Below are 23085 nucleotides of genomic sequence, written 5' to 3'. Positions count from 1 at the left end.
ACACTCTCGCCGTGCGCAGCAACCTCTTCGCCCCGGAGAACCAGGAGCAGGAGTCCGCGCAGCCGGGCCTGCGCCTCCAGAACTCGAAGATGCTCAAGATCGAGCTCAACGGCGAGTGCCTCGCCCGCCAGGGCTCGATGGTCGCGTTCCAGGGTGACGTGCGGTTCGAGGCCCTGGGCTCGGGCGGGATCAGCGGCTTCCTCAAGCAGCAGCTCACCGGCGAGGGCGTCCCGCTGATGAAGGTCGGCGGGCGGGGCGACGTCTTCCTCGCCGACGCGGCCCAGGACGTCCACCTCATCGACCTGGAGGGCCCGCACGACGCCCTGTCGATCAACGGCAAGAACGTGCTGGCCTTCGAGCCGACCCTGTCCTACGACATCGCGATGGTGTCCGGCGCGGGGTCGATGTCCGGGGCGGGCCTGTTCAACTGCGTGTTCTCGGGCCGCGGCCGGATCGCGATCACGTGCAAGGGCTCGCCCGTGGTGCTGAACGTCGACCAGCCCACCTACGCCGACCCCCAGGCCGCCGTCGCGTGGTCGGCGGGCCTGCAGGTCGGGGTGCACCGCGCCGATCAGCTCGGGCTCGGGACGCTCTTCGGGCGCACCACCGGCGAGGCGTTCACGATGAACTTCGCGGGCCACGGATTCGTCATCGTCCAGCCCTCCGAGGAGGTGCCGGTCGGCAGCGGGGTCGGTGGCGTCGGGGGCCAGGGCGGCGGGCAGCAGGCCGGCCAGAGCGGCGTCGCCGGGGTGCTGGGCACCTTCCTGCGCTGAGGGGCCGGTGGAACTCAGCCGCCGAGCAGGTGCCGGACGCGCTCCGGCCCGGCGGCCAGGAGCAGCGTGGGCAGGCGCGGGCCGGTGTCGGCGCCGACGAGCAGCTGGTAGACGACGACGAAGAAGCGGCGCTGGGCGGCCTTGAGCTCGTCGGTCGGCTTGACGTCGAGCGGCAGCCCGGCCTGCTTCTTCGGCACGCCGTAGACCAGCGTGGTCAGGCCGTCGAGCGACCAGTCGTCGGTGAGGTGGTCGCGCAGCATGGCGACGGCCTCGCGGTCCTGGTCGTCGAGCGAGGCGAGCAGCACCGTGTCCGGCTCGTCGCGCAGCCGGGTGTGGGCCTCGTCGGGCATGTAGCTCTGGACCCACGCGGAGGCGCGGTCGAGGCGCGGGCGCGCGCCCTCCAGGCTGGCGCCGACCCCGGCGAGGATGCGCTCGAGCTGGGCCGGGTCGCCTGCGGTGACGTCGACGACCGACGCCAGCGTCCGGTACGCGACCGGCTCGGGGGTGCGGGGCAGCTCGCGCTCGGCGGTGGTCACCGCGCGGACGTGGCCGGTGGTCTCGATGCCGCCCGCCGTGCCCGCGGCGACCTTGCGCCCGAGGGCGTCCCACTCGTCGTAGAGACGGTGGATCTCCTGGTCGAACGCGACCTTGATCGCCTGGTTGGGCCGGCGGCGGGCGAACTGCCAGCGCAGCACCGGCACCTCGAGGATCTCCAGGGCGTCGCCCGGCGTGGGCACCGAGCCCCGCGAGCTGGACATCTTCGCCTGGCCGGTGATGCCGACGAACGCGTACATCGGCCCGATCGGCTGCCGCCCGCCGAAGACCTCGTCCACGATCAGCCCGCCGACCTGGTACGACGAGCCGGGCGAGGAGTGGTCGACGCCGGAGGGCTCGAAGTGCACGCCCTCGTACGCCCAGCGCATCGGCCAGTCGACCTTCCACACGAGCTTGCCGCGGGTGAACTCGCGCAGCAGCACCGTCTCGGAGAACCCGCACGCGCACGTGTAGGTCATCTCGGTGGAGTCGTCGTCGTAGGCGGTGATCGTGGTGTCGTCGCGCCCGCAGGCGCCGCAGTAGGGCTTGAAGGGGTAGTACTCGCTGCTGTGGACGACGTCCTCGTCCTCGTCAGGAGCCGCGTCCTTCTTCTTCGTCCGAAACCGGCCGAGGATGCCGTCGATCGCCCGCCGCTCGCGCATCGCCAGCAGGACCTGGTCGCGGTAGGCGCCCGAGGTGTACATCTCCGTCTGGCTGACGCCGCGAAACGGGACGCCCAGCTCCTCGAGCGCCGCGATCATCGGCGCCTTGAAGTGGTCGGCCCAGTTGTCGAAGGGGCTGCCGAACGGGGCCGGCACCGCCGAGAGCGGCTTGCCGATGTGCTCCGACCACGCCGGGTCGACGCCGGCGGGGACGCGGCGGTAGCGGTCGTAGTCGTCCCACGAGATCAGGTGCTCGCAGTCGTGGCCGCGGCGGCGGATCTCGTCGGCGACGAGGTGCGGCGTCATGACCTCGCGCAGGTTGCCGAGGTGGATCGGGCCCGACGGGCTCAGCCCCGACGCGCACACGATCGTGGTCCCGGGACCGGCCGCCGCGATGACCTCGTCGGCCATCGTCGACACCCAGTCCGGCTCCGGTGTCCCGGCCGTCTCCATCACGTGCGCGCGCCCTCCTGATCGATCCTGTCCAGGATACGGCGCGCTATCGCGCCTGGACGGGGTTGGTCAGGGTGCCGATGCCCTCGACGGTGACGCCGACCTGCTGGCCCGCGGTCATCGGCCCGACGCCGGCCGGCGTGCCGGTGAGGATCACGTCGCCGGGCAGCAGCGTCATCACCCGCGAGATGTAGGCGATGAGCTCGTCGACGGGGTGGAGCAGCAGGTGGGTGCGGGAGTCCTGGCGCACCTCGCCGTCGAGCTCGGTGCGGATCGCGAGGTCGCCCGGGTCGACGGTCGTCTCGATCCACGGCCCGAGCGGGCAGAACGAGTCGTAGCCCTTCGCCCGCGTCCACTGCCCGTCGGCCTGCTGCAGGTCGCGGGCGGTGACGTCGTTGGCGACCGTGTAGCCGAGGACGACGTCGCGGGCGCGGGCCTCGGGGACGTCGCGGCACGGCATGCCGATGACGACCGCGAGCTCGCCCTCGTAGTCGACGCGCTGCGAGTCCGGGGGCAGCTGGATCGGCACGCCCGGCCCGATCACGGTGGTCGAGGGCTTCATGAAGATCAGCGGGGCGGGCGGGGCCTCGCCGCCCATCTCGTCGACGTGGGCGGCGTAGTTCTTGCCGATGCAGACCACCTTGGACGGCAGGATCGGCGCGAGCAGGCGGACGTCGGCGAGCGGCCAGGTGCGGCCGGTGAAGGTCGGGTCGCCGAAGGGGTGCTCGGCGATCTCGGCGCACACGTCGCCGCCCTCGGGGTCGCCGCCGGCCGTCGTGGGCGACTGCAGGGCGGCGAACGAGACTCCGTCGGCGTGGGTGATCCGGGCGAGGCGCACGGGCGCGGACCCTATCCCTCCCGGTGGGGCGGCGCCCGTTCCCGCACCCCGAGAGAAGTCACACCGGGGGCGCGCCGGGCAGGGTCGTCCCGATGCCACCGACCACCCCGGGCGACGACGTCGCCTACCGCACCGTCCGGAAGGCCGTCGCGGAGATCGTGACGACCGGCGACGTCGCCGCGCGCCCGGTCCCGTCCTGCCCCGAGTGGACCGGGCGCGACCTCGTCGGCCACCTCGTCGACATCGCCTGCCGCGTGTCCGCCCGGTGCGGGCGGCCGGTGGAACCCGGGGTCGTCGCCGGCGTCGGGACCGTCGAGGACGACCTGGCGGTGTGGGAGACCGTCGGCGCGCGGCTCGACCCGCTGATCGCGGGCGGCGGCGCCGAGGTCATGGTGATGGACGCGTTCACCCACGAGCTGGACCTCCACCGGTCCGCGGGCACCGCCCCGGAGCGCGGCCACCCCGCCTTCGCGACCTCGTTGGGCGTCCTCGTCGCGGGGGTGGGCGGCGAGATCCGGGAGCGCGGGCTGCCGGCGCTGCGGGTGCGCGCCGGGGGCTCGCAGTGGATCGCCGGCGACGGCGAGCCCGCGGCCACCGTCACGGGCGCCGACTACGACGTCCACCGGGCGTTCGCGGGCCGCCGCTCGCTCGACCAGGTCCGGGGCCTGGACTGGAGCACCGACCCGGACGCCTGGCTGCCCGCGTTCCGCTGGAAGGCGTTCCATCCGCCCGCACGGCCGGTGGAGTCGGCCACCCCGCACTGGCGCCTCTGACCGGTCAGGGCTCGCCGGCGGCCACCGGCACGTCCTCGTCGACCCACGACCACTGCTCGTGGTCCGGGGCGACGGCGTTCAGCTCCACGAGGCCCGCGGCCGGCACGGCGATGTAGACGCCCTGGTCGACCCACAGCCACGCGAGACGGGTGCCGGCGGCGTGCGCGGCGCGGGCGACGGCGACGTGCAGGACGGTGCTGAGGTACTTGGCGCGACCGGCGTACTCGAGGTCCACCACGTCGTCGCCCAGACGCAGGCGCAGGCGGTGGCGCCAGTCGTCGGTGATCTCGACGTGCTCGAGGCGCACGACGAGCGCGTCCCTCACCAGCCGGGCGAGGTCGTCGACGTGCTCGCGCAGGGTGTCGGCGAACTGCTCGGTGTGACCGTCGTGGAACGCGAGGTTCGCGAGGTGGGCCTCGGGGTCGAACCCGGGGTGCCAGTGGTCGGCCTCCCCGATGGCGCCGAGCACCGACCCGGCGGTCGGCGGTTCACCGGCGTCGGCGACGGCCTCGGCGATCGCGTCGACGTCGGGAACGGGGCGCGGGAGCACCCCGGCCTCGGCGAGCACCCGCAGCACCCGCTCCGTCTCCGCCCGCCCCTCCGGCGACAGCACCGGCGGAGGCGTGGGCACGAACGGAGGCGTGGTCGTGGGCGTGGCACGGGGTGTATCAGCCTGGCGGCCACGCTGACGTTGGACGTCAGGAAAGCCCCCACGATCACTCGGGGCGCGGCGTGCCCGACGGACGCTGCGCCAGGCCATGCCGCCGAGCACCGCGAGGGCCAGCGCGGCCAGGACGAACGGGAACGCGCGGTCGAGCACCGTGCGGTCGGGGCCGTCGGCGGTCACTCCGATGACGACGAGGTACACCGCGGCACCGACGCCGCAGGCCAGCTCGACCGCGGCGACCAGGAGGTCCGACCGGCGTGCGTCCATGATCGTGGCGGCTTTCCTGACGATGAACGTCAGCGTGGCCGCCAGGCTGACACGAGGCCGGCTAGGCCGGGGTGCGGGTGCCGGCGGCCGAGGAGACCAGGGCCGCGAGGCGGTCGCCCACCGCGTGGGTGCCGCCCGGGTTGGCGTGGTCGCGCGTCGCCAGGTCGAACGCCACGGCCGCCTCGACGCGACGGGCCAGCTCCGGCTCGCCCAGGTGGTCGAGCAGCAGCGCCACCGAGAGGATCGCGGCAGTCGGGTCGGCGATGCCCTTGCCCGCGATGTCCGGCGCCGAGCCGTGCACCGGCTCGAACATGCTCGGGTTGGCGCGCGACACGTCGAGGTTGCCGGACGCCGCGAGCCCGATGCCGCCGGTGACGGCCGCCGCGAGGTCGGTGAGGATGTCGCCGAACAGGTTGTCGGTGACGATCACGTCGTAGCGCGACGGGTCGGTGATCAGGTGGATCGTCGTCGAGTCGACGTGCTGGTAGTCGACCGAGACGTCCGGGTGCTCGAGCGAGACCTCCTCGACCACGCGCGACCACAGCGACCCGGCGTGGGTCAGCACGTTGGTCTTGTGGACGAGCGTCAGCTTGCGGCGGGGACGGGCCGCGGCGCGGGTGAACGCGTCGCGCACGACCCGCTCGACGCCGAACGCCGTGTTGACGCTGACCTCGGTCGCGATCTCCTGCGGCGTGTCCTTGCGCAGCAGGCCTCCGGTGCCGGCGTACGGCCCCTCGGTGCCCTCGCGGACCACGACCAGGTCGATCTCGCTGTTGCCGGCCAGCGGCCCGCGCACGCCCGGGTAGAGCCGGGCGGGCCGCAGGTTGACGTGGTGGTCGAGCTCGAAGCGCAGGCGCAGCAGCAGCCCGCGCTCGAGGATGCCGCTCGGCACCGACGGGTCGCCCACCGCGCCCAGCAGGATCGCGTCGTGCTCCCGCAGCTCCGAGAGCACCGATTCGGGCAGCAGCTCGCCCGTCGAGTGCCAGCGCGCGGCCCCGAGGTCGTACTGCGTGGTCTCCACCGACGGTGCGAGCTCTTCCAGCACCTTGAGCGCTTCGCCGACGACCTCGGGCCCGATGCCGTCGCCGGGCACCACCGCGAGTCGCATCCGCACCAACCTCCACGAGCGGGTCGCCCCGCGACGGAGTGACCGGGGCTGACCCGGGGAGACTACTAGGCGTGTCGGTCGATCACGGAACCGGATCGCCGGATCGTAGGAATGCGATGTCCGACGGGGTTGCTGCGCCCGGCGGGGTTTGGGTCGGGGACCGCTCCCCCGCCGGGCCCAACGGACCAGCAGGTCAGCTGAAGCTGATCAACCGCGTCGTGCGCGCGTCGAGGGTCTGCCCGATCGGCTCGAGCACCTCGGGGGCGACGGCCTGGTCCACACGCAGCAGCATGATCGACGAGGAGCGGTCGCGCTGCTGCGAGAGCTGCGCGGCCTCGATGTTGACGCCCGACTCGCCGAGCTGGGTGCCGACGGTGCCCATCGCGCCCGGGCGGTCGGAGTACTCGAAGAGCAGCACGTGGCCCTCGGCGCGCAGGTCGAAGCTGCGGCCGTTGATCTCGACGAGCTTCTCGACCTCGTCGGCACCGGTCAGCGTCCCGGAGACGGTGACGGCCTCGCCGTCGTCGCGCACCGCCCGCAGCGTGACCATGCTGCGGTGGTTCGGGCTCTCGGTGGCGGTCTCGACGGTCGCGGTGACCCCGCGCTCCTCGGCCAGCGCCGGTGCGTTGACGAACGTGACCGGCTCGTCGACGACCTCGCCGAACACGCCGCGCAGGGCGGCGAGCGAGAGCACCGAGACGTCCTCGTGCGCGAGCTCGCCGCGCACCTGCACCTGCAGCTCGCTCGGGGCCCCGACGAGGTCGGAGAGCAGGGTGCCGAGCTTCTGGGTGATGCCCAGCCAGGGACGGACCTCCTCGCCCACCGCGCCGCCGGAGACGTTGACGGCGTCGGGGACGAAGTCGCCGCGCAGGCCGGCGAGCACGGAGTGGGCCACGTCGGTGCCGGCGCGGTCCTGGGCCTCGGCGGTGGAGGCGCCCAGGTGCGGCGTCACCGTGACCTGCGGGAGCTCGAAGAGCGGGCTCGAGGTGGTCGGCTCGGTGACGTAGACGTCGATGCCGGCGCCCGCGACGTGCCCGGAACGTACGGCCTCGGCCAGCGCCTCCTCGTCGACGAGGCCGCCGCGGGCGGCGTTGACGACGATGACGCCCGGCTTCGTCTTCGCCAGCGCCTCCTTGCCGATGAGGCCCTGGGTCTCCGGGGTCTTCGGCAGGTGGATCGTCATCATGTCGGCGCGGGTGAGCAGCTCGTCGAGGTCGACGAGCTCGATGCCGAGCTGGGCGGCGCGGCTCTGCGGCAGGTAGGGGTCGTACGCGATGACGTGCGTGCCGAACGCGGCGATGCGCGCCGCGAACAGCTGACCGATCTTGCCGAGGCCGATGACGCCGACGGTCTTGCCCTGGATCTCCACGCCCGAGAGCTTGCTGCGCTCCCACTTGCCCTCGCGCAGGCTCGCGTCCGCCTGCGGGATGTGGCGCGCGGTGGCCAGCAGCAGCGCGAGCGCGTGCTCCGCGGCGGAGACGATGTTCGAGGTGGGCGCGTTGACGACCATCACGCCGTGGGCGGTGGCCGCGGGGACCTCGACGTTGTCGAGCCCGACGCCCGCACGACCCACGATCTTCAGCTGCTTGGCGGCGTCGAAGACCTCGGCGTCGACCTGCGTCGCGGACCGCACGAGCAGCGCGTCGGCGGTCGCGACGGCCTCGAGCAGCGCCGGGCGGTCGGTGCCGTCGACGGTGCGGATCTCGACCTCGTCGCCGAACACCTCCAGCGTCGACGGCGCGAGCTTCTCGGCCATCAGGACGACGGGCTTGCTGGCGGCGGTGGTCACGTGTGATCGCTCCCGGGGGTCGACGGTCGGTCCACGCCGACGAGCCCTGCTGGTATCGCGATGTCGCACGCCGACGTGCTGCGGGCGATGATTCCGCACTCACGGCGAGCTTACCGACCGGTCGTGAACCGATTCACACGCCCGCGCCCGGAGCGAACGGGGAGTTTCGACGCCTAGAAGCAGCGAGATACCCGTTCGCTCCGGAAGGCCGGGCTCAGGTGGTCGGGCGCGCCATCCACGGCATGAGGCCGCGGAGCTTGGCGCCGACCTGCTCGATCTGGTGGGCCTTGCCCTCGTCCTCGAGCTTGGTGAAGTTCGGGCGGCCGTTGTCGTCCTCCGCCACCCACTCGCGGGCGAAGGTGCCGTCCTGGATCTCGCCCAGGATCTTGCGCATCTCCTCCTTGACCGCGTTGTTGACGATGCGCGGGCCGCGGGTGAGGTCGCCGTACTCGGCGGTGTCGCTGATCGAGTAGCGCTGGCCCCAGATGCCGTTCTCGTACATGAGGTCCACGATCAGCTTGAGCTCGTGGAGGCACTCGAAGTAGGCGATCTCGGGCTGGTAGCCGGCCTCGACGAGGGTCTCGAACCCGGCCTGGACCAGCGCGGACGTGCCGCCGCAGAGCACGGCCTGCTCGCCGAAGAGGTCGGTCTCGGTCTCCTCGGTGAACGTCGTCTTGATGACGCCCGCCCGGGCGCCGCCGATCGCCGCGGCGTAGGACAGCGCGAGCGCCTGGGCACCGCCGGTCGCGTCCTGCTCGACGGCGATGAGGCACGGCACGCCCTTGCCGTCGACGAACTGGCGGCGCACGAGGTGGCCCGGCCCCTTGGGCGCGACCATCGCGACGTCGACGTCCTTCGGCGGCTGGATCAGGTCGTAGCGGATGTTGAAGCCGTGCCCGAAGAAGATCGCGTTGCCCGACTCCAGGTTGGGCGCGATGTCCTCGGCGTAGATCGTGCGCTGCTTCGTGTCCGGCGCCAGGATCATGATGACGTCGGCCTCGGCGGAGGCCTCGGCGGGCGTGACGACGCGCAGCCCCTCCTCCTGGGCGCCGGCACGGCTCTTCGACGACTCCGGCAGGCCGACCCGCACGTCGACGCCCGAGTCGCGCAGCGACAGCGCGTGGGCGTGGCCCTGGCTGCCGTAGCCGATGACGGCGACCTTGCGCCCCTGGATGATCGAGAGGTCGGCGTCGTCGTCGTAGAAGACTTCGGCGTTGCCGGTGGTCGGGGCACTCATGATGCGGGACTACTTCCTTCCGGATACGGCTGTACGGACGACGAATCTAGCGGTGGTGCGCGGCGATGGAGCGCGGCCCACGGGCCAGCGCCACCATCCCCGACTGCACGATCTCGCGGAGACCGTAGGGCTCCAGCATGCGCCGCAGGGCGCTGAGCTTGTCCTCCGTCCCGGTGGCCTCGACCGTGACGGCCTCCGGGGAGACGTCGACGACCTTGGCCCGGAACATCTGGACGACCTCGAGGACCTCCGAGCGCACGCTCGCGTCGGCCCGGATCTTCATCATCACGAGCTCGCGCTGCACCGACGTCGCCGGCTCCAGCTCCACGATCTTGATGACGTGCACGAGCTTGTTGAGCTGCTTGGTGACCTGCTCGAGGGGGAAGTCGTCGACCGTCACGCAGATGGTCATGCGCGAGATCCCCTCCTCCTCGGTGGGGCCCACCGCGAGCGACTGGATGTTGTAGCCGCGCCGGGAGAACAGGCCGGAGATGCGCGCGAGCACACCCGGCTTGTCCTCGACGAGCACCGAGAGCGTGTGCGTGGTCGTCATGCGGGCACCTCGTCCGCTCCGCCGGCCTCCGGGTCGTCGAACAGGGGACGGATGTCGCGAGCGGCCATGATCTGGTCGTTGCCGGTGCCGGCGGCGACCATCGGCCAGACCTGGGCGTCGGCGCCGACGGTGAAGTCGATGACGACGGGACGGTCGTCGATCGCCATGGCCTCACCGATGACGCGGTCGACGTCGTCCTTCGACTCGCAGCGCAGCCCCTCGCAGCCCAGCGCCTGGGCGAGCAGCACGAAGTCGGGCACGCGGTGCTTGTGCGTGCCGAGCTCGGTGTTCGAGTAGCGCTCCTCGTAGAACAGTGTCTGCCACTGGCGGACCATGCCGAGGTTGCCGTTGTTGATGACCGCGACCTTGATCGGGATGCCCTCGATCGCGCAGGTCGCGAGCTCCTGGTTGGTCATCTGGAAGCAGCCGTCGCCGTCGATGCACCACACCGTGGTGTCGGGCATGCCGACCTTGGCCCCCATCGCGGCGGGCACCCCGTAGCCCATCGTCCCGGCGCCGCCCGAGTTGAGCCACGTGCGCGGCTTCTCGTAGCGGATGAACTGCGCCGCCCACATCTGGTGCTGGCCCACCCCCGCGGAGTAGATCGCGTCCGGGCCGGCGATCGCGCCGATCCGCTCGATGACGTACTCCGGCGACAGCGTCCCGTCGGCGGGGTCGTCGTAGCCCAGCGGGAACGTCTCCCGCCACCGCTCGAGCTGCTCCCACCACGGCCGCAGCTTCTCGGTGCGGGCGTCGCGCCCGCCGTCGGCCGCCGCGCGCAGCGCCGCGGTGAGCTCGGTGATGACCTCGCGGGCGTCACCGACGATCGGGACGTCCGCGACGCGGTTCTTGCCGATCTCGGCCGGGTCGACGTCCGCGTGCACGACCTTCGCCTCGGGGGCGAACGTCGACAGGTCGCCGGTGACGCGGTCGTCGAACCGCGTGCCGAGGGCGATCAGCAGGTCGGCCTTCTGCATCGCGGCCACGGCGGCGACCGTGCCGTGCATGCCCGGCATCCCCAGGTTCTGGCGGTGGCCGTCGGGGAAGACGCCGCGGGCCATGAGGGTGGTGACCACGGGCGCGCCGGTCTCGTCGGCGAGGTCGAGGAGCTCGGTGGAGGCCTCGGCCTTGATCACACCGCCGCCGACGTAGAGGACGGGACGACGCGCCTCGCCGATCAGGCGGGCGGCCTCCCGGATCTGCTTGCTGTGCGGCCGGGTGGTCGGCCGGTAACCGGGCAGCCGGGTCTCGACCGGCCAGCTGAAGGTGGTCTGCGCCTGCAGGACGTCCTTGGGCAGGTCGACCAGGACCGGGCCCGGGCGCCCGCTCGCCGCGATGTGGAACGCCTCGGCGATCGCGCGCGGGATGTCGGCGGGGTCGGTCACCAGCATGTTGTGCTTGGTGATCGGCATCGTGATGCCGCAGATGTCGGCTTCCTGGAACGCGTCGGTGCCGATCAGCTTGCGCCCGACCTGGCCCGTGATCGCGACCACCGGCACCGAGTCGAGCATCGCGTCCGCGAGCGGGGTGACCAGGTTCGTCGCCCCGGGCCCCGACGTCGCGATGCACACCCCGACCCGCCCCGTCGCCTGGGCGTAGCCGGTGGCGGCGTGGCCGGCCCCCTGCTCGTGGCGCACGAGGATGTGGCGCACGAGCCGGGAGTCGAAGAGCGGGTCGTACGCGGGGAGGATCGCGCCGCCGGGGATGCCGAAGACGACGTCACAGCCGACGGCCTCGAGCGAGCGCACCAGCGACTGGGCGCCGGTGGCCGGCGAGGGGTCGACGTGCGTGGGACGGATCGCGTCCTGCTGCACGGGAGCCTGCAGGTTGGTGTCCTGCTGCTCGGTGGGCGCACCGGTCCGCGGAGTGGGGCGCCGGGTCTCGGCGCCGTGCGCGGCCGGACCCGTGGTGCCGGGGGGCGCCGGTCTGGCTGTGGTCATCGGGTGGTCCACCTCGGTGGGTAGCGGAACGGGGTCAGAACATGAAAAAGCCCCCACCGCCGGGAGGCGGGGAGGGCAGGCGCGTCAGCAGGTTTCTCGCGACAGGCTCGTGAGCCCGTCAGGCGCTGACGCGCCCCGGGATTACGAGAATTCGCCGCTGGATCACGCAGAGGAGGGTAGGTCGACGGTCTGCGCGGCGTCAAACCGGCCCCCTCGTGCCGGGGCTGGCACCATCGAGGGGGTGACGAGCGAGCAGACCACCGACGACCCGGTCACGGCGGCGTCCGGCCCGGCGACGTTCCGGCCGGTGCCGCTGGTGGCGCTGGTCGCGGTGGGGTTCGTGACGATCGGGCTCTCGCCGATCGCCTTCCAGGGCGGGCCGTGGTTCCTGCTGTTCCTCGCGCCGCTCGTGCTGGCCTGGTGGCTGGTCCGCACCCGCACGGTCGTCGACGGGACGTCGCTGCGGGTCCTCTCGGCGTGGGGCTCCACGCGGGTGCCGTGGGACGAGCTCGCGACGCTGCGGGTCGCCGAGCGGGGCTGGGTGCGCGCGGTGCGGGGTGACGAGTCCGAACTGGCGCTCGTCGGCGTCCGTCCCCGTGACCTCGGGCGCGTCGCCCAGGCCAGCGACGGCCGGATCGACATGCCCACCCCGGACGAGGTCGCCGCGGCACGCGACCACCAGCGCGAGCTCGAGGCCACGCGCCTGCGGATCGCCCGGATGCGCGACCGGCAGGCCGAGGAGGAGCCGACCGAGCAGGGTGACGAGCGGGCGTAATGTCGCCGGTGGTCCGCCACCGATCACATCCCTGATCACCTTCCTGCTCACATCCCTGCTCACGTCCTGCGAGGTCACCCGTGCCGCCGCTGCGCTCGCGCGTCACCACCCAGGGCCGCAACGCCGCCGGGGCTCGCGCCCTCTGGCGCGCCACCGGCCTCACCGACTCCGACTTCGGCAAGCCGCTCGTCGCGATCGCCAACTCCTACACGCAGTTCGTGCCCGGGCACGTGCACCTCAAGGAGCTGGGCGAGCTCGTCGCGGGCGCGGTGCGCGAGGCCGGCGGGATCGCGCGGGAGTTCCACACGATCGCCGTGGACGACGGCATCGCCATGGGCCACGGCGGGATGCTGCACTCCCTGCCGTCGCGCGAGGTGATCGCCGACGCCGTGGAGCACATGGTGCAGGGCCACGCCGTCGACGCGCTGGTGTGCATCTCGAACTGCGACAAGATCACCCCGGGCATGCTCAACGCCGCGATGCGGCTGAACATCCCGACGGTGTTCGTGTCCGGCGGCCCGATGGAGGCCGGCAAGGCCGTGGTCGTCGACGGCGTCGCGCAGGCACCGACCGACCTCATCACCGCGATCTCCGCGTCGGCGTCCTCGCAGGTCACCGACGACGGACTCACCGAGGTCGAGCGCTCCGCGTGCCCCACCTGCGGGTCGTGCTCGGGCATGTTCACCGCCAACTCGATGAACTGCCTCACCGAGGCCCTCGGCCTCTCGCTGCCCGGCAACGGGTCGACGCTCGCCACGCACGCGGCGCGCAAGCAGCTCTTCCTCGACGCCGGCCGCACCGTCGTCGAGCTCGCCCGGCGGTGGTACGCCGAGGACGACGACGCCGTGCTGCCGCGCAACGTCGCCTCCAAGGCGGCGTTCGAGAACGCCATGGCGCTCGACGTGGCCATGGGCGGCTCGACCAACACGGTGCTGCACATCCTCGCCGCCGCCCACGAGGCCGGGCTGGACTTCACGCTCGCCGACATCGACGCGGTGAGCCGCCGGGTCCCGTGCCTGTCCAAGGTCGCGCCGAACTCCTCGCACCACATGGAGGACGTGCACCGCGCCGGCGGCATCCCCGCGATCCTCGGCGAGCTCGACCGGGGCGGGCTGCTGCACCGCGACGTCCACACCGTCCACGCCTCGTCGCTGCGGGAATGGCTGGGCCGCTGGGACATCCGGGGCGGCTCGCCGTCGGACGAGGCCGTGGAGCTCTTCCACGCCGCGCCGGGGGGCGTGCGCACCGTCGAGCCGTTCTCCACGACCAACCGCTGGTCCTCGCTCGACACCGACGGCGCGGACGGCGTCATCCACGACGTCGCGCACGCGTTCTCCGCCGACGGCGGGCTGGCCGTGCTCACCGGCAACCTCTCCCCCGACGGCGCCGTCATCAAGAGCGCCGGCCTGCCCGAGGACGGGCGCCACTTCCGCGGCCCGGCCCGCGTGGTCGAGAGCCAGGAGGAGGCCGTCTCGATCATCCTCGGGAAGCAGGTGCAGCCCGGCGACGTGGTCGTCGTGCGCTACGAGGGTCCGGCCGGCGGACCGGGGATGCAGGAGATGCTGCACCCGACGGCGTTCCTCAAGGGCGCGGGCCTGGGTGCGGTGTGCGCGCTGGTCACCGACGGGCGGTTCTCCGGGGGCAGCTCCGGCATCAGCGTCGGCCACGTCTCCCCCGAGGCGGCCGCCGGCGGCGCGATCGCGCTCGTGCAGGACGGCGACGAGATCCTCCTCGACGTCGACAGCCGCCGGATCGAGCTGCTCGTCGACGACGACGTGCTCGCCGAGCGCCGCGCCAAGATGGAGGCCTCGGAGCGTCCGTGGCAGCCCGCCGCCGAGCGGCATCGCCACCTCACCAGCGCCCTGCGCGCCTACGCGAAGCTCGTCACCTCGGGCGCGACGGGCGCGGTCAGGTCCGTCTGAGCGACCGTACGGCGCGGGGTGTCGTCCCGCCGAGCATGACGACGCCCGCGCCGACGCCCGCCACGAACGCCGTGAGCGGCGCGGACGCCGGGCCACCCACCACGCCGATCACCGCCCCGACGACGGCGATCACCGTCAGGACCGCGCCGAGCACCAGGAACGGCCGCGCGCCCACGAGCCACCAGCGAGCGAGCGCGAGGAAGTGCACGCCCACGACGAGCACCACCCACGGCACCGAGAGCTGGGGCGCGAGCCTGCCGAGCAGCGCCGTGCCCCCGAAGAGCGCGACCACCTCGATCGCGACGACCACCTGGTAGGAGCGCGTCAACGGGAACATCCCCGCGTCGCCGCCGGCCCGCCGTCGGCGGACGTACGCGAGGACGGTCGTCGCCGCGCACGCCACCGCCGCCACCGCGGTGACGACGTGCCCGATCGGCCCGAGCAGGCCGGCGTTGAGGACGACGAACAGCGCCCCGAAGCCCGCGCCCACGAGGTCGCCGACGTCGATCGGGCGGTCCACGGCCCGGACGCTACGTCACGACGGGCGGGTGCCGCCGCGACGCCGCGCGCAGGGCGTCGGCGATCCGGCGGCACTCGTCGCGGGTGAGGACGGCGGTGTGCCGTCCCAGGGTCATCACGGCGAACGGGTCGCCGTCCTCGATCTGCACGGACACGATCTCCTCGCCCGCACCCGTACTGACCGTCGTCCACGTCGTCATCGTCCGCTCCCGTCTCCGGCCGTCCCTCCCGTCATTTCTACATACTTGCGTGTCAGCTGGCAAGTAAATGTCGTGGAACGATGCCCGGGTGGCGAACATCGGCGCGTGGTGGCTGGCGTCCCGGCCCGCCCTCGCAGGCGAGCAGGTGGTCACGCGCTGGCTGGCGAACCGTGCTCAGAACGGCCGCGCCGTCGGCGGGGCGCTGTTCCTGACGACCCGCAGGCTGGTCTTCTGCCCCCACCGCCTCGACCAGCTCACCGGGGGACAGGGGTGGGACGTCCCCCTCGGCGAGGTCGCGACGGTCGACGTCGCCCCGAGGACCGGCCACCCCTTCGACGGCGGACTGCGTGACCGGCTGCGCGTGCGGTCGGCGCGCGGAGCCCAGGAGCTGTTCGTGCTGAACCGGCTCCCGCACGTCGTCGACGCCGTGCGGGCCCGGTTGCCGCGCGCTCAGTAGCCGTTGATCACCAGGTTCGGCGGGTCCTCGCCACGGGCGACCGCGGCGAGCTGGTCGTGGACGACGCGGTAGGCGCGGTCGAGGTGCCCGGGGACGCTGCCGCCGACGTGCGGGGTGATCAGCAGCTGGGGCGCCGACCACAGCGGGTGGTCCGCGGGCAGGGGCTCGGGGTCGACGACGTCGATCGCCGCGCGCAGCCGCTCGGCCCGTAGCTCGGCGAGCAGGGCGTCGGTGTCCACCACGGGGCCGCGGGCGGCGTTGACCAGCAGCGCCCCGTCGGGCATCGCGGCGAGGAAGGCGGCGTCCACGAGGCCGCGCGTCTCGTCGGTCAGCGGGACGAGGAGCACGACGACGTCGTGGTCGGGCAGGAGATCGGGCAGCTCGGAGGTGGCGTGCACCCCGTCCCGGGCGCGGCGCCCGACGCGGGTGACGGCCGCGACGTCGAAGGTCTCGAGCCGGCGGGCCGTCTGCTCGGCGAGGTCGCCCGCGCCGACGAGCAGCACCCGCTTGCCGGTGAGGGTGTCGGTGATGTGCTGGTCCCAGCGACCCTCGTCCTGGGCGCGGACGAACGGCGGGATCTCGCGGAGCACGGCCAGGGTCGTGGCGAGCACCCACTCGGCGGTGACGCCGCCGTGCGCGCCCTGGCAGTCAGAGAGCTGCACGCCCTCGGGCAGACGCCCCACCCACAGCTCGGCGCCCGCCGAGAGCAGCTGCACGAGGCGCAGCCGCGGGCAGCGCTCCACGAGCCTCAACGCCTCGGAGGTGGCGAGGAAGCCGGGGATGAGCACCGCGGCACGCTGCGCGGCGTCGGGCAGCTCGTCGGCCTGCTCGTCGTATCGGACGAGCTCGAGGCCGTCGATGTCGGCGAGGGCGGCCTCGCCCTCGGCGTGCGGGACGAGGACGGTCACGGGTTCCTGGGCCACGGTCGGCGGAGGGTAGTCCACCGCGCGGGACCCCGTCTCACGGCCGGCACAGCCCGGGACGCCTACTGTGTCCCACCGTGATCGGTCCGCGCCGCTGCGCCATCCTGCTGGTGGTGCTGGTGGCGCTCCTGGGCGGATGCGCCCAGTTCCCCGACGCCGGTCAGCAGCCGTGGCGCGAGCGCCCCGACCTCGGCGCCGAGCGGGCCCCGCAGCCGCAGCTGCCCGAGACCGGCGAGCCGACGCCGGCGCCGAACTCCGGGCCCCCCGCGACGCCCGCGCCGTGCGTCGACCCCGACCCGCAGGTGGTGGCCACCTGCCTCGCGCCGCTCTCGGCCGTCGTCACCCTGCCCGGTGGGGCCGCGGCGCTCGTGGCCGAGCGCACCACCGGCCGCATCCTGCGGATCACGCCCGACGAGGAGCCCGAGACCGTGGCGACGGTCCCCGTCGACGCGGCCGGCGACGGCGGGCTCACCAGCCTCGCCCTCTCCCCCAGCTACGCGGAGGACCAGCTCGTCTACGCCTACGCCACCACCGGCGGGGGCAACGCGGTGATGCGGATCGCGCCGGGCGACGTCCCCAAGACCGTGCTCGGCGGCATCCCGAGGGGCCCGTCCGGCAACAGCGGCGCGGTCGGCGTCGAGCCCGACGGCACCCTGCTCGTCGCCACCGGCGACGGCGGCGACCGGGCCGCGGCGACGTCCCCGACCTCGCTCGCGGGCAAGCTCCTGCGCATCGACCCGTTCGGGCGCCCGGCCCCCGGCACGCCGGACCCGGCGTCGCCGGTCGTCGGCAGCGGGCTGCACGCGCCCGGCGACGTGTGCGCCGACCCCACCACCGGCGTCAGCTGGGTCACTGACCAGGCCGGACCGCGCGACGTCCTGCTCGCCGTCCGGCCCGGCGAGGCGCCCGGCGCCGCGGCGGCGACCTCACCGGCGTGGACCTGGCCCGAACGCCCCGGCGTCGCCGGGTGCGCCGCGTTGCCGGGCACGCTCGTCGTCGGCCTCGAGGGCTCGAGCGCCATGTTCGTGCTGCGCCCGACGCCGCAGGGCTCGTTCGTCGGGACCCCGCAGGCGGTGCTCGCGGGCACCTACGGGCGCATCACCGGCACCGACGTCGCCTCCGACGGCCTGATCTGGTTCACGACGGCCAACAAGGGCGGCGGCGGTCCCGTCACGCCCACCGACGATCGTGTCGTGCGCATCCGGCCGCCGTCCGGAGGGGCGAGCGGGGCGGATTAGCCGGAGACCGGTCGTGGGCAACCGGACCCGTGACCACCACCCCGCTCCCGTACACCGACGACGTCGAGGTCCGCGAGCCCGACGAGGACGAGCACATCCGCCGCTGCATCGACTCGCTGCTGCGGACCAACGAGATGACGTTCGACCTGTACCGGCACGGCTACCGCGCCACCCACGCCAAGAGCCACGGCATCCTGCGCGGCCACCTCGAGGTGCACGACGACCTGCCGCCCGAGCTGGCGCAGGGCCTGTTCGCCACGCCGGGCCGGCTGCCCGTCGTCGCCCGGATCGCCACCGAGACGGGGCAGCTCGACGACGACCGCAAGCCGAACGCGCGCGGGCTCTCGCTCAAGGTCTTCGGGGTGCGCGGCGAGTCGCTGCACCCCGACGACCCCGCCCACGACGTGCAGGACTTCCTGTTCAACACCCTGCCGGTGCTGCCACCGGGCACCGCGCAGAAGTTCATGGAGATCACCGAGATCCGGGAGAGGCACTTCTCGGACCCCGACGCGATCGCCGCCGAGATCGCCGCCCGGCCGGACGGGGAGGCGCTGTCGGCCTTCGACCGCCTGGCGGTGCTGCACCCCGTCGCCAACGCCTTCTACACCCAGGGCGCGTTCCGGTACGGCGACCACGTCGCCAAGATCGCGCTCTACCCCGGCACGGCGGAGCAGGAGGCCCTGGCGTCGGAGGAGTACTCGGGCGCCGACCGTCGCGGCATCCTCTCGGACCTGCTCGACACCTGGGCGACCGACCGCGAGACGGTGTTCGACGTGCGGGTGCAGCTGCGCACGGACGCGGAGACCATGCCGGTGGAGGACGCCGGGGTCGACTGGCCCCAGGAGCAGAGCCCGTACCGCAGCGTGGCGACCGTGCGCCTGCCGGCGCAGGACCCGTACTCGCCGGCCCGCCGGGTCTTCGCCGACGACCGGCTGGCGTTCCGCCCGTGGCACGGGCTCGCCGCGCACCGGCCGCTGGGATCGGTGAACCGCCTGCGCCGACAGGCCTACTGGGAGATGGGCGGGCAGCGCTTCGCGCTCAACGCCGTGAAGGGCACCGAGATGCGCTCGGCGGACGAGCTGCCGGACTGACCGAGCCGGGATCGTGTTGGGTGGCATTTCGGACATCCAGTGTCTGCGGTGGCCCACCGCTGACACGGCGATCACCCGTCCGGCAGACGCACCGCGGCCCCGCTCCTCCGCTCGGGGGGCGGGGGAACGGGGCCGCGGGCTCGCCCGATCTGGGGAGCGGACCAGGCGAGACGATCAGTCGTCGCTGTCGTCCTCGTGGCTGTCGCCACCGAACGAGAGGACGCTCGAGCCGTGCGACGCGATGGCGTCGTCGATCTGCTGCGCGCCGGCGCCGGTGGCGTCCTGGACGCGGCCGGTGAGCGCGGACACCTGGCCGGTGACCTCCTGCTCGCCGTCGGTGAGGTGGCTGTCGACCGGCACGCCCGCGGCGTTGAGGTTCGTCTGCACGTCGGAGGTGACGGCGGACGTGATGCGGCCGACGTCCTCCTTGCCCTGGTGGACGTGCCCGCCGACGAGCTCCTCGACGTCCTTGACGTCCTGCGGGGCCTCCGGGACCTCCTGCAGGCCCTCGATGTTGCTCGAGACGACGTCCTCGACCGTGTGCGACGAGTTGTCGAAGTTCGGCGCCTCGGCGGCGAACGCGAAGGACGCGGTGCCGCCGGTCAGCGCCAGCGCCGCGGCGGCAGTGAGCGCGCCCCGGCCGGCGACCTTGCCGACCGTGCTGGCCTGGCGGGCACTGTGTGCACCCATTCGGACCCTCCAGTAGTTCGTGTGCGTCGGGGGAAGCGACCGAGCGATGGCACGCCGTGACGCCCGGTCAAGAAGCGGCTACACGCTGCTCCCTGAATCACCCAACGGAGGGATCTCGTTCGGGTTACGCCTAGATCACGGAAAACATGATCGTGATCTGCCGCCCGCGCGACTCACCGACAGCGTTCGAGCACCAGCTCCTGCACACGAGCCGCGTCCGCCTGGCCGCGGGTGGCCTTCATCACGGCACCGACGATCGCGCCCGCCGCCTTCGTCTTCCCGGCGCGGATCTTCTCGGCGATGTCGGGCTGGGCCGCGAGGGCCTCGTCGACGGCCGTGGTCAGCGCGCTCTCGTCGCTGACCACCGCGAGACCCCGCCCCGCGACGACCTCGTCGGGCTCGCCCTCACCCGCCAGCACGCCGTCCACGACCTGGCGCGCCAGCTTGTTCGTCAGCGTGCCCTCGGCGACCAGCGCCACCACGCGCGCGACCTGCGCCGGCGTGATCGCGAGCTCCGGCAGCGTCACCCCCGCCGTGTTGGCCTGCTGGGCGAGGTAGGAGACCCACCAGGAGCGCGCGGACTCGGGCGGGGCACCCGCGTCGACGGTGTCGGCGACCAGGTCGAGCGCGTCGGCGTTGACGAGGTCGCGCAGCTCCTCGTCGGACAGGCCCCACTCGGTCTGGATGCGCGCCCGGCGCTCCCACGGCCGCTCGGGCAGGCCCGCGCGCAGGGTCTCCACCCAGTCGCGCGAGGGCTCGAGCGGCGGGAGGTCGGGCTCGGGGAAGAAGCGGTAGTCCGCGAAGGTCTCCTTCGGCCGCCCCGCCGACGTCGTGCCGGACTGCTCGTCGAAGTGCCGCGTCTCCTGCGTGACGGTGCCGCCGGAGAGCAGGACGCCGGCGTGACGGCCCATCTCGTAGCGCACCGCGCGCTCCACCGAGCGCAGCGAGTTCACGTTCTTGGTCTCGGTGCGGGTGCCGAACTCGCTCGTGCCCTTCGGCTTGAGGGAGACGTTCGCGTCGCAGCGCATCGAGCCCTGGTCCATGCGCACGTCGGACACGCCGAGGCCCCGCAGCACGTCGCGCAGCGCCGTCACGTAGGCCCGCGCGACCTCGGGGGCGCGCACACCCGCCCCGACGATGGGGCGCGTGACGATCTCGATCAGCGGCACGCCGGCGCGGTTGTAGTCGAGCAGGGAGTGGTCGGCGCCGTGGATGCGCCCGGTGGCCCCGCCGATGTGCAGGGACTTGCCGGTGTCCTCCTCCATGTGCGCGCGCTCGATCTCCACCCGCCAGGTGGTGCCGTCGTCGAGCGGCACGTCGAGGTACCCGTCGAAGACGATCGGGTCCTCGTACTGGGAGATCTGGAAGTTCTTCGGCATGTCCGGGTAGAAGTAGTTCTTCCGGGCGAAGCCGGAGCGCTCCCGCACCCGGCAGTTCAGCGCCAGCCCGATCTTGATCGCGGACTCGACGGCGGTGCCGTTGAGGCGCGGCAGCGAGCCGGGAAGGCCCAGGCAGACCGGGCAGATGTTGGTGTTGGGCTCGGCGCCGAAGGCGTTGGCGCAGCCGCAGAACATCTTCGTGGCGGTGTTGAGCTCCACGTGCACCTCGAGCCCCATGACGGGGTCGAAGCGTTCGCAGACCTCCTCGACGGTGTACGGAGCCGCATCGACGGTGACGGTCATCGGGTCGTCTCCAGGGCACGCAGTTCCGGGATGCGGGGGGCGGTGTCGGCACCGCGGGCGACCTCGTAGGCCGCGGCCACCCGGTAGGCACGGTCGTCGGCCAGCGCCGGGGCCATGATCTGCAGGCCGACGGGCAGGCCGTCGTCGGCAGAGCGGCCGCACGGCACCGAGAGCGCGGCGTTGCCGGCGAGGTTCGACGGGATCGTGCAGAGGTCGGCGAGGTACATCGCCAGCGGGTCGTCCGCGCGCTCGCCGATGGGGAACGCCGTCGTCGGCGTCGTCGGCGAGATCAGGACGTCGCAGGTCTCGAACGCGGCGGTGAAGTCGCGGACGATCAGCGTGCGGGCCTTCTGGGCCTTGCCGTAGAGCGCGTCGTACGACCCGGCCGAGAGGGCGTGCGTGCCGATCATGATCCGGCGCTTGACCTCGGCGCCGAAGCCCGCCTCGCGCGTCAGCGACATGACCTCGTCGGCCGCGTGCCCGCCGTCGTCGCCGACCCGCAGGCCGTAGCGCATGGCGTCGAAGCGCGCGAGGTTGCTGGAGGCCTCGCTGGGGGCGATCAGGTAGTACGCCGGCAGGGCGTACCCGAACGACGGGCACGAGACCTCGACGACCTCGGCGCCCAGCTCCCCGAGCACCCGCACGGCGTCGGTGAAGGCCCCGAGCACGCCGGGCTGGTAGCCCTCGCCGGAGAACTCGCTGACGACGCCGATGCGCACCCCGGCGAGGTCGCCGCGGGCGCCGGCCTGCGCGGCCTCGACCACGGGCGGCAGCGGCGCGCTGACCGAGGTCTGGTCGTTCCCGTCCTGCCCGCCGATGACCTCGTGCAGCAGGGCGGCGTCGAGCACCGACCGGGCGCACGGGCCGATCTGGTCGAGCGACGACGAGAAGGCGATGAGGCCGTAGCGCGAGACCGTGCCGTAGGTCGGCTTGACGCCGACGGTGCCGGTGACCGCGCCGGGCTGGCGGATCGAGCCACCGGTGTCCGACCCGAGCGCGAGCGGGGTCTCCCCCGCGGCCACCGCCGAGGACGAGCCACCGCCCGAGCCGCCGGGGATGCGCGTGAGGTCCCACGGGTTGCGGCTGGGCCCGAACGCGGAGTTCTCGGTCGAGCTGCCCATGGCGAACTCGTCGAGGTTGGTCTTGCCCAGCGGCACGAGCCCGGCGGCGCGCAGCCGCGCGACGACGGTCGCGTCGTACGGCGGCCGCCAGCCCTCGAGGATGCGCGAGGCCGCCGTCGTGGGCATGTCGGTGGTGGTGAGGTTGTCCTTGAGCGCGATCGGCACCCCGGCCAGGGGCGACGCGGGCGCGCCGTCGGCGATCGCGCGGTCGGCGGCCTCGGCGGCGGCCAGCGCGCCCTCGGCGTCGAGGTGCAGGAAGGCGTGGACACCGCTCTCGGCGGGCCCGTCGACGGCCTCGATGCGCTCGAGGTGCGCCCGGGTGACCTCCGCCGACGAGACCTCGCGGGCGTGGATGCGGCGCGCCAGCTCGGCGGCGTCGAGAGAGATCAACTCTGATGCGCTCACAGTTCCTCCCCCAGGATCCGCGGCACGCGGAACCGTCCTTCCTCGGCGGCCGGCGCCTCGGCGAGCGCGACGTCACGGCGCAGCGAGGGCTCGGTGGCGTCCGGGCGCAGGACGTTCGTCTGCGGCACGACCTGCGCGGTCGGGGGGACGTCGTCGGGGATCTCGCCGACCCGGGAGACCGTGTCGACGATGGCGTCGATCTGTCCCGAGAACATGTCCAGCTCGGCGTCGGAGACGGCGAGCCGGGCCAGGCGGGCGAGGTGGGCGACGTCGTCGCGGGTGATGTCGGACATGTCCCTCCGGGAGTCGTGCGGTCGTACGAGGTCGAGCGTCACTGCCTCCCCGTCGCGCCCACCCATCCTATGACCGGCCCCGACCGGGTTTCCGGCGGTCAGGTCTGATCACGCCTCGCCTGGACGGGGGTCGGACTGCGAGGATGCCGCCCGTCCCGTCGGTGGGGTCCCGTCG

General features: G+C 73.3%; 22 protein-coding genes. 7 read left to right on the top strand and 15 right to left on the bottom strand.

The window, feature by feature from the left end; all coding sequences use genetic code 11:
- Nucleotides 1-11: 11 nt before the first annotated feature.
- Nucleotides 12-773, top strand: coding sequence for an AIM24 family protein (locus WCD41_RS04495; protein WP_337712162.1), 762 nt, complete (start codon nt 12-14; stop codon nt 771-773).
- A 14-nt stretch (nt 774-787) separates the two neighbouring features.
- Here the strand turns inward: WCD41_RS04495 and lysS are convergent, their stop codons facing one another.
- The gene (lysS, locus tag WCD41_RS04490; RefSeq protein WP_337712343.1) at nt 788-2422 is read right to left on the bottom strand and encodes a lysine--tRNA ligase; all 1635 of its coding nucleotides are present in this window, start codon (nt 2420-2422) and stop codon (nt 788-790) included.
- 46 nt (nt 2423-2468) lie between these two features.
- Nucleotides 2469-3260 carry a fumarylacetoacetate hydrolase family protein gene (locus tag WCD41_RS04485; RefSeq protein WP_337712161.1) on the bottom strand — a complete coding sequence of 264 codons (792 nt, stop codon included), beginning with the start codon at nt 3258-3260 and terminating at the stop codon, nt 2469-2471.
- Between the two features lie 92 nt (nt 3261-3352).
- Between WCD41_RS04485 and WCD41_RS04480 the strand changes: the two genes are divergently transcribed.
- Complete coding sequence (locus WCD41_RS04480; protein ID WP_337712160.1) at nt 3353-4033, top strand: maleylpyruvate isomerase N-terminal domain-containing protein; 681 nt, start codon at nt 3353-3355, stop codon at nt 4031-4033.
- Between the two features lie 4 nt (nt 4034-4037).
- On the opposite strand, the gene WCD41_RS04475 is transcribed toward WCD41_RS04480, so the two are convergent.
- The 6 genes from WCD41_RS04475 to WCD41_RS04450 form a co-directional block, all read right to left on the bottom strand.
- Entirely contained in the window at nt 4038-4967 is a 930-nt protein-coding gene (locus WCD41_RS04475) for a hypothetical protein (protein WP_337712159.1), read from the bottom strand.
- Nucleotides 4968-5028: 61 nt separating this feature from the next.
- Nucleotides 5029-6075, bottom strand: a complete 1047-nt coding sequence (locus tag WCD41_RS04470; protein WP_337712158.1) for a 3-isopropylmalate dehydrogenase — start codon at nt 6073-6075, stop codon at nt 5029-5031.
- Nucleotides 6076-6268: 193 nt separating this feature from the next.
- Nucleotides 6269-7831 carry a phosphoglycerate dehydrogenase gene (serA, locus tag WCD41_RS04465; protein ID WP_337712342.1) on the bottom strand — a complete coding sequence of 521 codons (1563 nt, stop codon included), beginning with the start codon at nt 7829-7831 and terminating at the stop codon, nt 6269-6271.
- A 247-nt stretch (nt 7832-8078) separates the two neighbouring features.
- Nucleotides 8079-9101 (bottom strand): ketol-acid reductoisomerase, encoded by a 1023-nt coding sequence (ilvC, locus tag WCD41_RS04460; protein WP_337712157.1) that lies wholly within the window; start codon nt 9099-9101, stop codon nt 8079-8081.
- Nucleotides 9102-9147: 46 nt separating this feature from the next.
- Nucleotides 9148-9654: an acetolactate synthase small subunit gene (gene ilvN / locus WCD41_RS04455; protein WP_337712156.1), complete on the bottom strand. Its 507-nt coding sequence runs from the start codon at nt 9652-9654 to the stop codon at nt 9148-9150.
- Entirely contained in the window at nt 9651-11594 is a 1944-nt protein-coding gene (locus WCD41_RS04450) for an acetolactate synthase large subunit (protein WP_337712155.1), read from the bottom strand. The genes ilvN and WCD41_RS04450 overlap by 4 nt, the downstream gene beginning before the upstream one ends.
- A gap of 241 nt (nt 11595-11835) precedes the next feature.
- On the opposite strand from WCD41_RS04450, the gene WCD41_RS04445 reads away from it, so the two are divergent.
- Both WCD41_RS04445 and ilvD read left to right on the top strand, forming a co-directional pair.
- Nucleotides 11836-12369: a PH domain-containing protein gene (locus tag WCD41_RS04445; RefSeq protein WP_337712154.1), complete on the top strand. Its 534-nt coding sequence runs from the start codon at nt 11836-11838 to the stop codon at nt 12367-12369.
- 80 nt (nt 12370-12449) lie between these two features.
- Nucleotides 12450-14291 carry a dihydroxy-acid dehydratase gene (gene ilvD, locus WCD41_RS04440; RefSeq protein WP_337712153.1) on the top strand — a complete coding sequence of 614 codons (1842 nt, stop codon included), beginning with the start codon at nt 12450-12452 and terminating at the stop codon, nt 14289-14291.
- Here the strand turns inward: ilvD and WCD41_RS04435 are convergent.
- Both WCD41_RS04435 and WCD41_RS04430 read right to left on the bottom strand, forming a co-directional pair.
- On the bottom strand, nt 14278-14811 hold the full coding sequence (locus tag WCD41_RS04435; RefSeq protein WP_337712152.1) for a hypothetical protein: 534 nt from the start codon (nt 14809-14811) through the stop codon (nt 14278-14280). The genes ilvD and WCD41_RS04435 overlap by 14 nt on opposite strands.
- A gap of 10 nt (nt 14812-14821) precedes the next feature.
- Nucleotides 14822-15010 (bottom strand): hypothetical protein, encoded by a 189-nt coding sequence (locus tag WCD41_RS04430; RefSeq protein WP_337712151.1) that lies wholly within the window; start codon nt 15008-15010, stop codon nt 14822-14824.
- Nucleotides 15011-15098: 88 nt separating this feature from the next.
- Between WCD41_RS04430 and WCD41_RS04425 the strand changes: the two genes are divergently transcribed.
- Entirely contained in the window at nt 15099-15467 is a 369-nt protein-coding gene (locus tag WCD41_RS04425) for a hypothetical protein (RefSeq protein ID WP_337712150.1), read from the top strand.
- On the opposite strand, the gene WCD41_RS04420 is transcribed toward WCD41_RS04425, so the two are convergent.
- On the bottom strand, nt 15461-16390 hold the full coding sequence (locus tag WCD41_RS04420) for a 2-hydroxyacid dehydrogenase (RefSeq protein ID WP_337712149.1): 930 nt from the start codon (nt 16388-16390) through the stop codon (nt 15461-15463). The two genes, WCD41_RS04425 and WCD41_RS04420, sit on opposite strands and share 7 nt — an antisense overlap.
- Before the next feature lie 77 nt (nt 16391-16467).
- On the opposite strand from WCD41_RS04420, the gene WCD41_RS04415 reads away from it, so the two are divergent.
- Together WCD41_RS04415 and WCD41_RS04410 are read left to right on the top strand one after the other, a co-directional pair.
- A complete protein-coding gene (locus WCD41_RS04415) occupies nt 16468-17628 on the top strand; it encodes a PQQ-dependent sugar dehydrogenase (protein ID WP_337712148.1) in 1161 nt (386 codons plus the stop codon).
- Between the two features lie 29 nt (nt 17629-17657).
- A complete protein-coding gene (locus WCD41_RS04410; protein WP_337712147.1) occupies nt 17658-18719 on the top strand; it encodes a catalase family protein in 1062 nt (353 codons plus the stop codon).
- A gap of 174 nt (nt 18720-18893) precedes the next feature.
- Here WCD41_RS04410 and WCD41_RS04405 read toward each other — a convergent pair whose 3' ends face one another.
- From WCD41_RS04405 to gatC, 4 genes are all read right to left on the bottom strand, one after another.
- Nucleotides 18894-19409 (bottom strand): hypothetical protein, encoded by a 516-nt coding sequence (locus tag WCD41_RS04405; RefSeq protein ID WP_337712146.1) that lies wholly within the window; start codon nt 19407-19409, stop codon nt 18894-18896.
- A gap of 173 nt (nt 19410-19582) precedes the next feature.
- Nucleotides 19583-21091, bottom strand: a complete 1509-nt coding sequence (gene gatB, locus WCD41_RS04400) for an Asp-tRNA(Asn)/Glu-tRNA(Gln) amidotransferase subunit GatB (RefSeq protein WP_337712145.1) — start codon at nt 21089-21091, stop codon at nt 19583-19585.
- Complete coding sequence (gatA, locus tag WCD41_RS04395; RefSeq protein ID WP_337712144.1) at nt 21088-22617, bottom strand: Asp-tRNA(Asn)/Glu-tRNA(Gln) amidotransferase subunit GatA; 1530 nt, start codon at nt 22615-22617, stop codon at nt 21088-21090. Before gatA ends, gatB begins: the two co-directional genes overlap by 4 nt.
- A complete protein-coding gene (gene gatC, locus WCD41_RS04390; RefSeq protein ID WP_337712143.1) occupies nt 22614-22910 on the bottom strand; it encodes an Asp-tRNA(Asn)/Glu-tRNA(Gln) amidotransferase subunit GatC in 297 nt (98 codons plus the stop codon). Before gatC ends, gatA begins: the two co-directional genes overlap by 4 nt.
- Between the last annotated feature and the right edge of the window lie 175 nt (nt 22911-23085).

The sequence above is a fragment of the Actinomycetospora aeridis genome, from assembly GCF_037400275.1.
GTDB lineage: Bacteria > Actinomycetota > Actinomycetes > Mycobacteriales > Pseudonocardiaceae > Actinomycetospora > Actinomycetospora aeridis.
The sequence above is the reverse complement of the archived record's forward strand: the minus strand, read 5'-3'. Positions and strand labels throughout refer to the sequence as shown.

What these genes read in the sequence shown, in the direction of transcription:
- lysS (WP_337712343.1), bottom strand. Translation starts at nt 2,422, where the DNA reads ATGGAGACGGCCGGGACACCGGAGCCGGACTGGGTGTCGACGATGGCC.
- WCD41_RS04480 (WP_337712160.1), top strand. Translation starts at nt 3,353, where the DNA reads ATGCCACCGACCACCCCGGGCGACGACGTCGCCTACCGCACCGTCCGG.
- WCD41_RS04475 (WP_337712159.1), bottom strand. Translation starts at nt 4,967, where the DNA reads ATGGACGCACGCCGGTCGGACCTCCTGGTCGCCGCGGTCGAGCTGGCC.
- WCD41_RS04470 (WP_337712158.1), bottom strand. Translation starts at nt 6,075, where the DNA reads ATGCGACTCGCGGTGGTGCCCGGCGACGGCATCGGGCCCGAGGTCGTC.
- serA (WP_337712342.1), bottom strand. Translation starts at nt 7,831, where the DNA reads ATGGCCGAGAAGCTCGCGCCGTCGACGCTGGAGGTGTTCGGCGACGAG.
- ilvC (WP_337712157.1), bottom strand. Translation starts at nt 9,101, where the DNA reads ATGAGTGCCCCGACCACCGGCAACGCCGAAGTCTTCTACGACGACGAC.
- ilvN (WP_337712156.1), bottom strand. Translation starts at nt 9,654, where the DNA reads ATGACGACCACGCACACGCTCTCGGTGCTCGTCGAGGACAAGCCGGGT.
- WCD41_RS04450 (WP_337712155.1), bottom strand. Translation starts at nt 11,594, where the DNA reads ATGACCACAGCCAGACCGGCGCCCCCCGGCACCACGGGTCCGGCCGCG.
- WCD41_RS04430 (WP_337712151.1), bottom strand. Translation starts at nt 15,010, where the DNA reads ATGACGACGTGGACGACGGTCAGTACGGGTGCGGGCGAGGAGATCGTG.
- WCD41_RS04405 (WP_337712146.1), bottom strand. Translation starts at nt 19,409, where the DNA reads ATGGGTGCACACAGTGCCCGCCAGGCCAGCACGGTCGGCAAGGTCGCC.
- gatB (WP_337712145.1), bottom strand. Translation starts at nt 21,091, where the DNA reads ATGACCGTCACCGTCGATGCGGCTCCGTACACCGTCGAGGAGGTCTGC.
- gatC (WP_337712143.1), bottom strand. Translation starts at nt 22,910, where the DNA reads ATGTCCGACATCACCCGCGACGACGTCGCCCACCTCGCCCGCCTGGCC.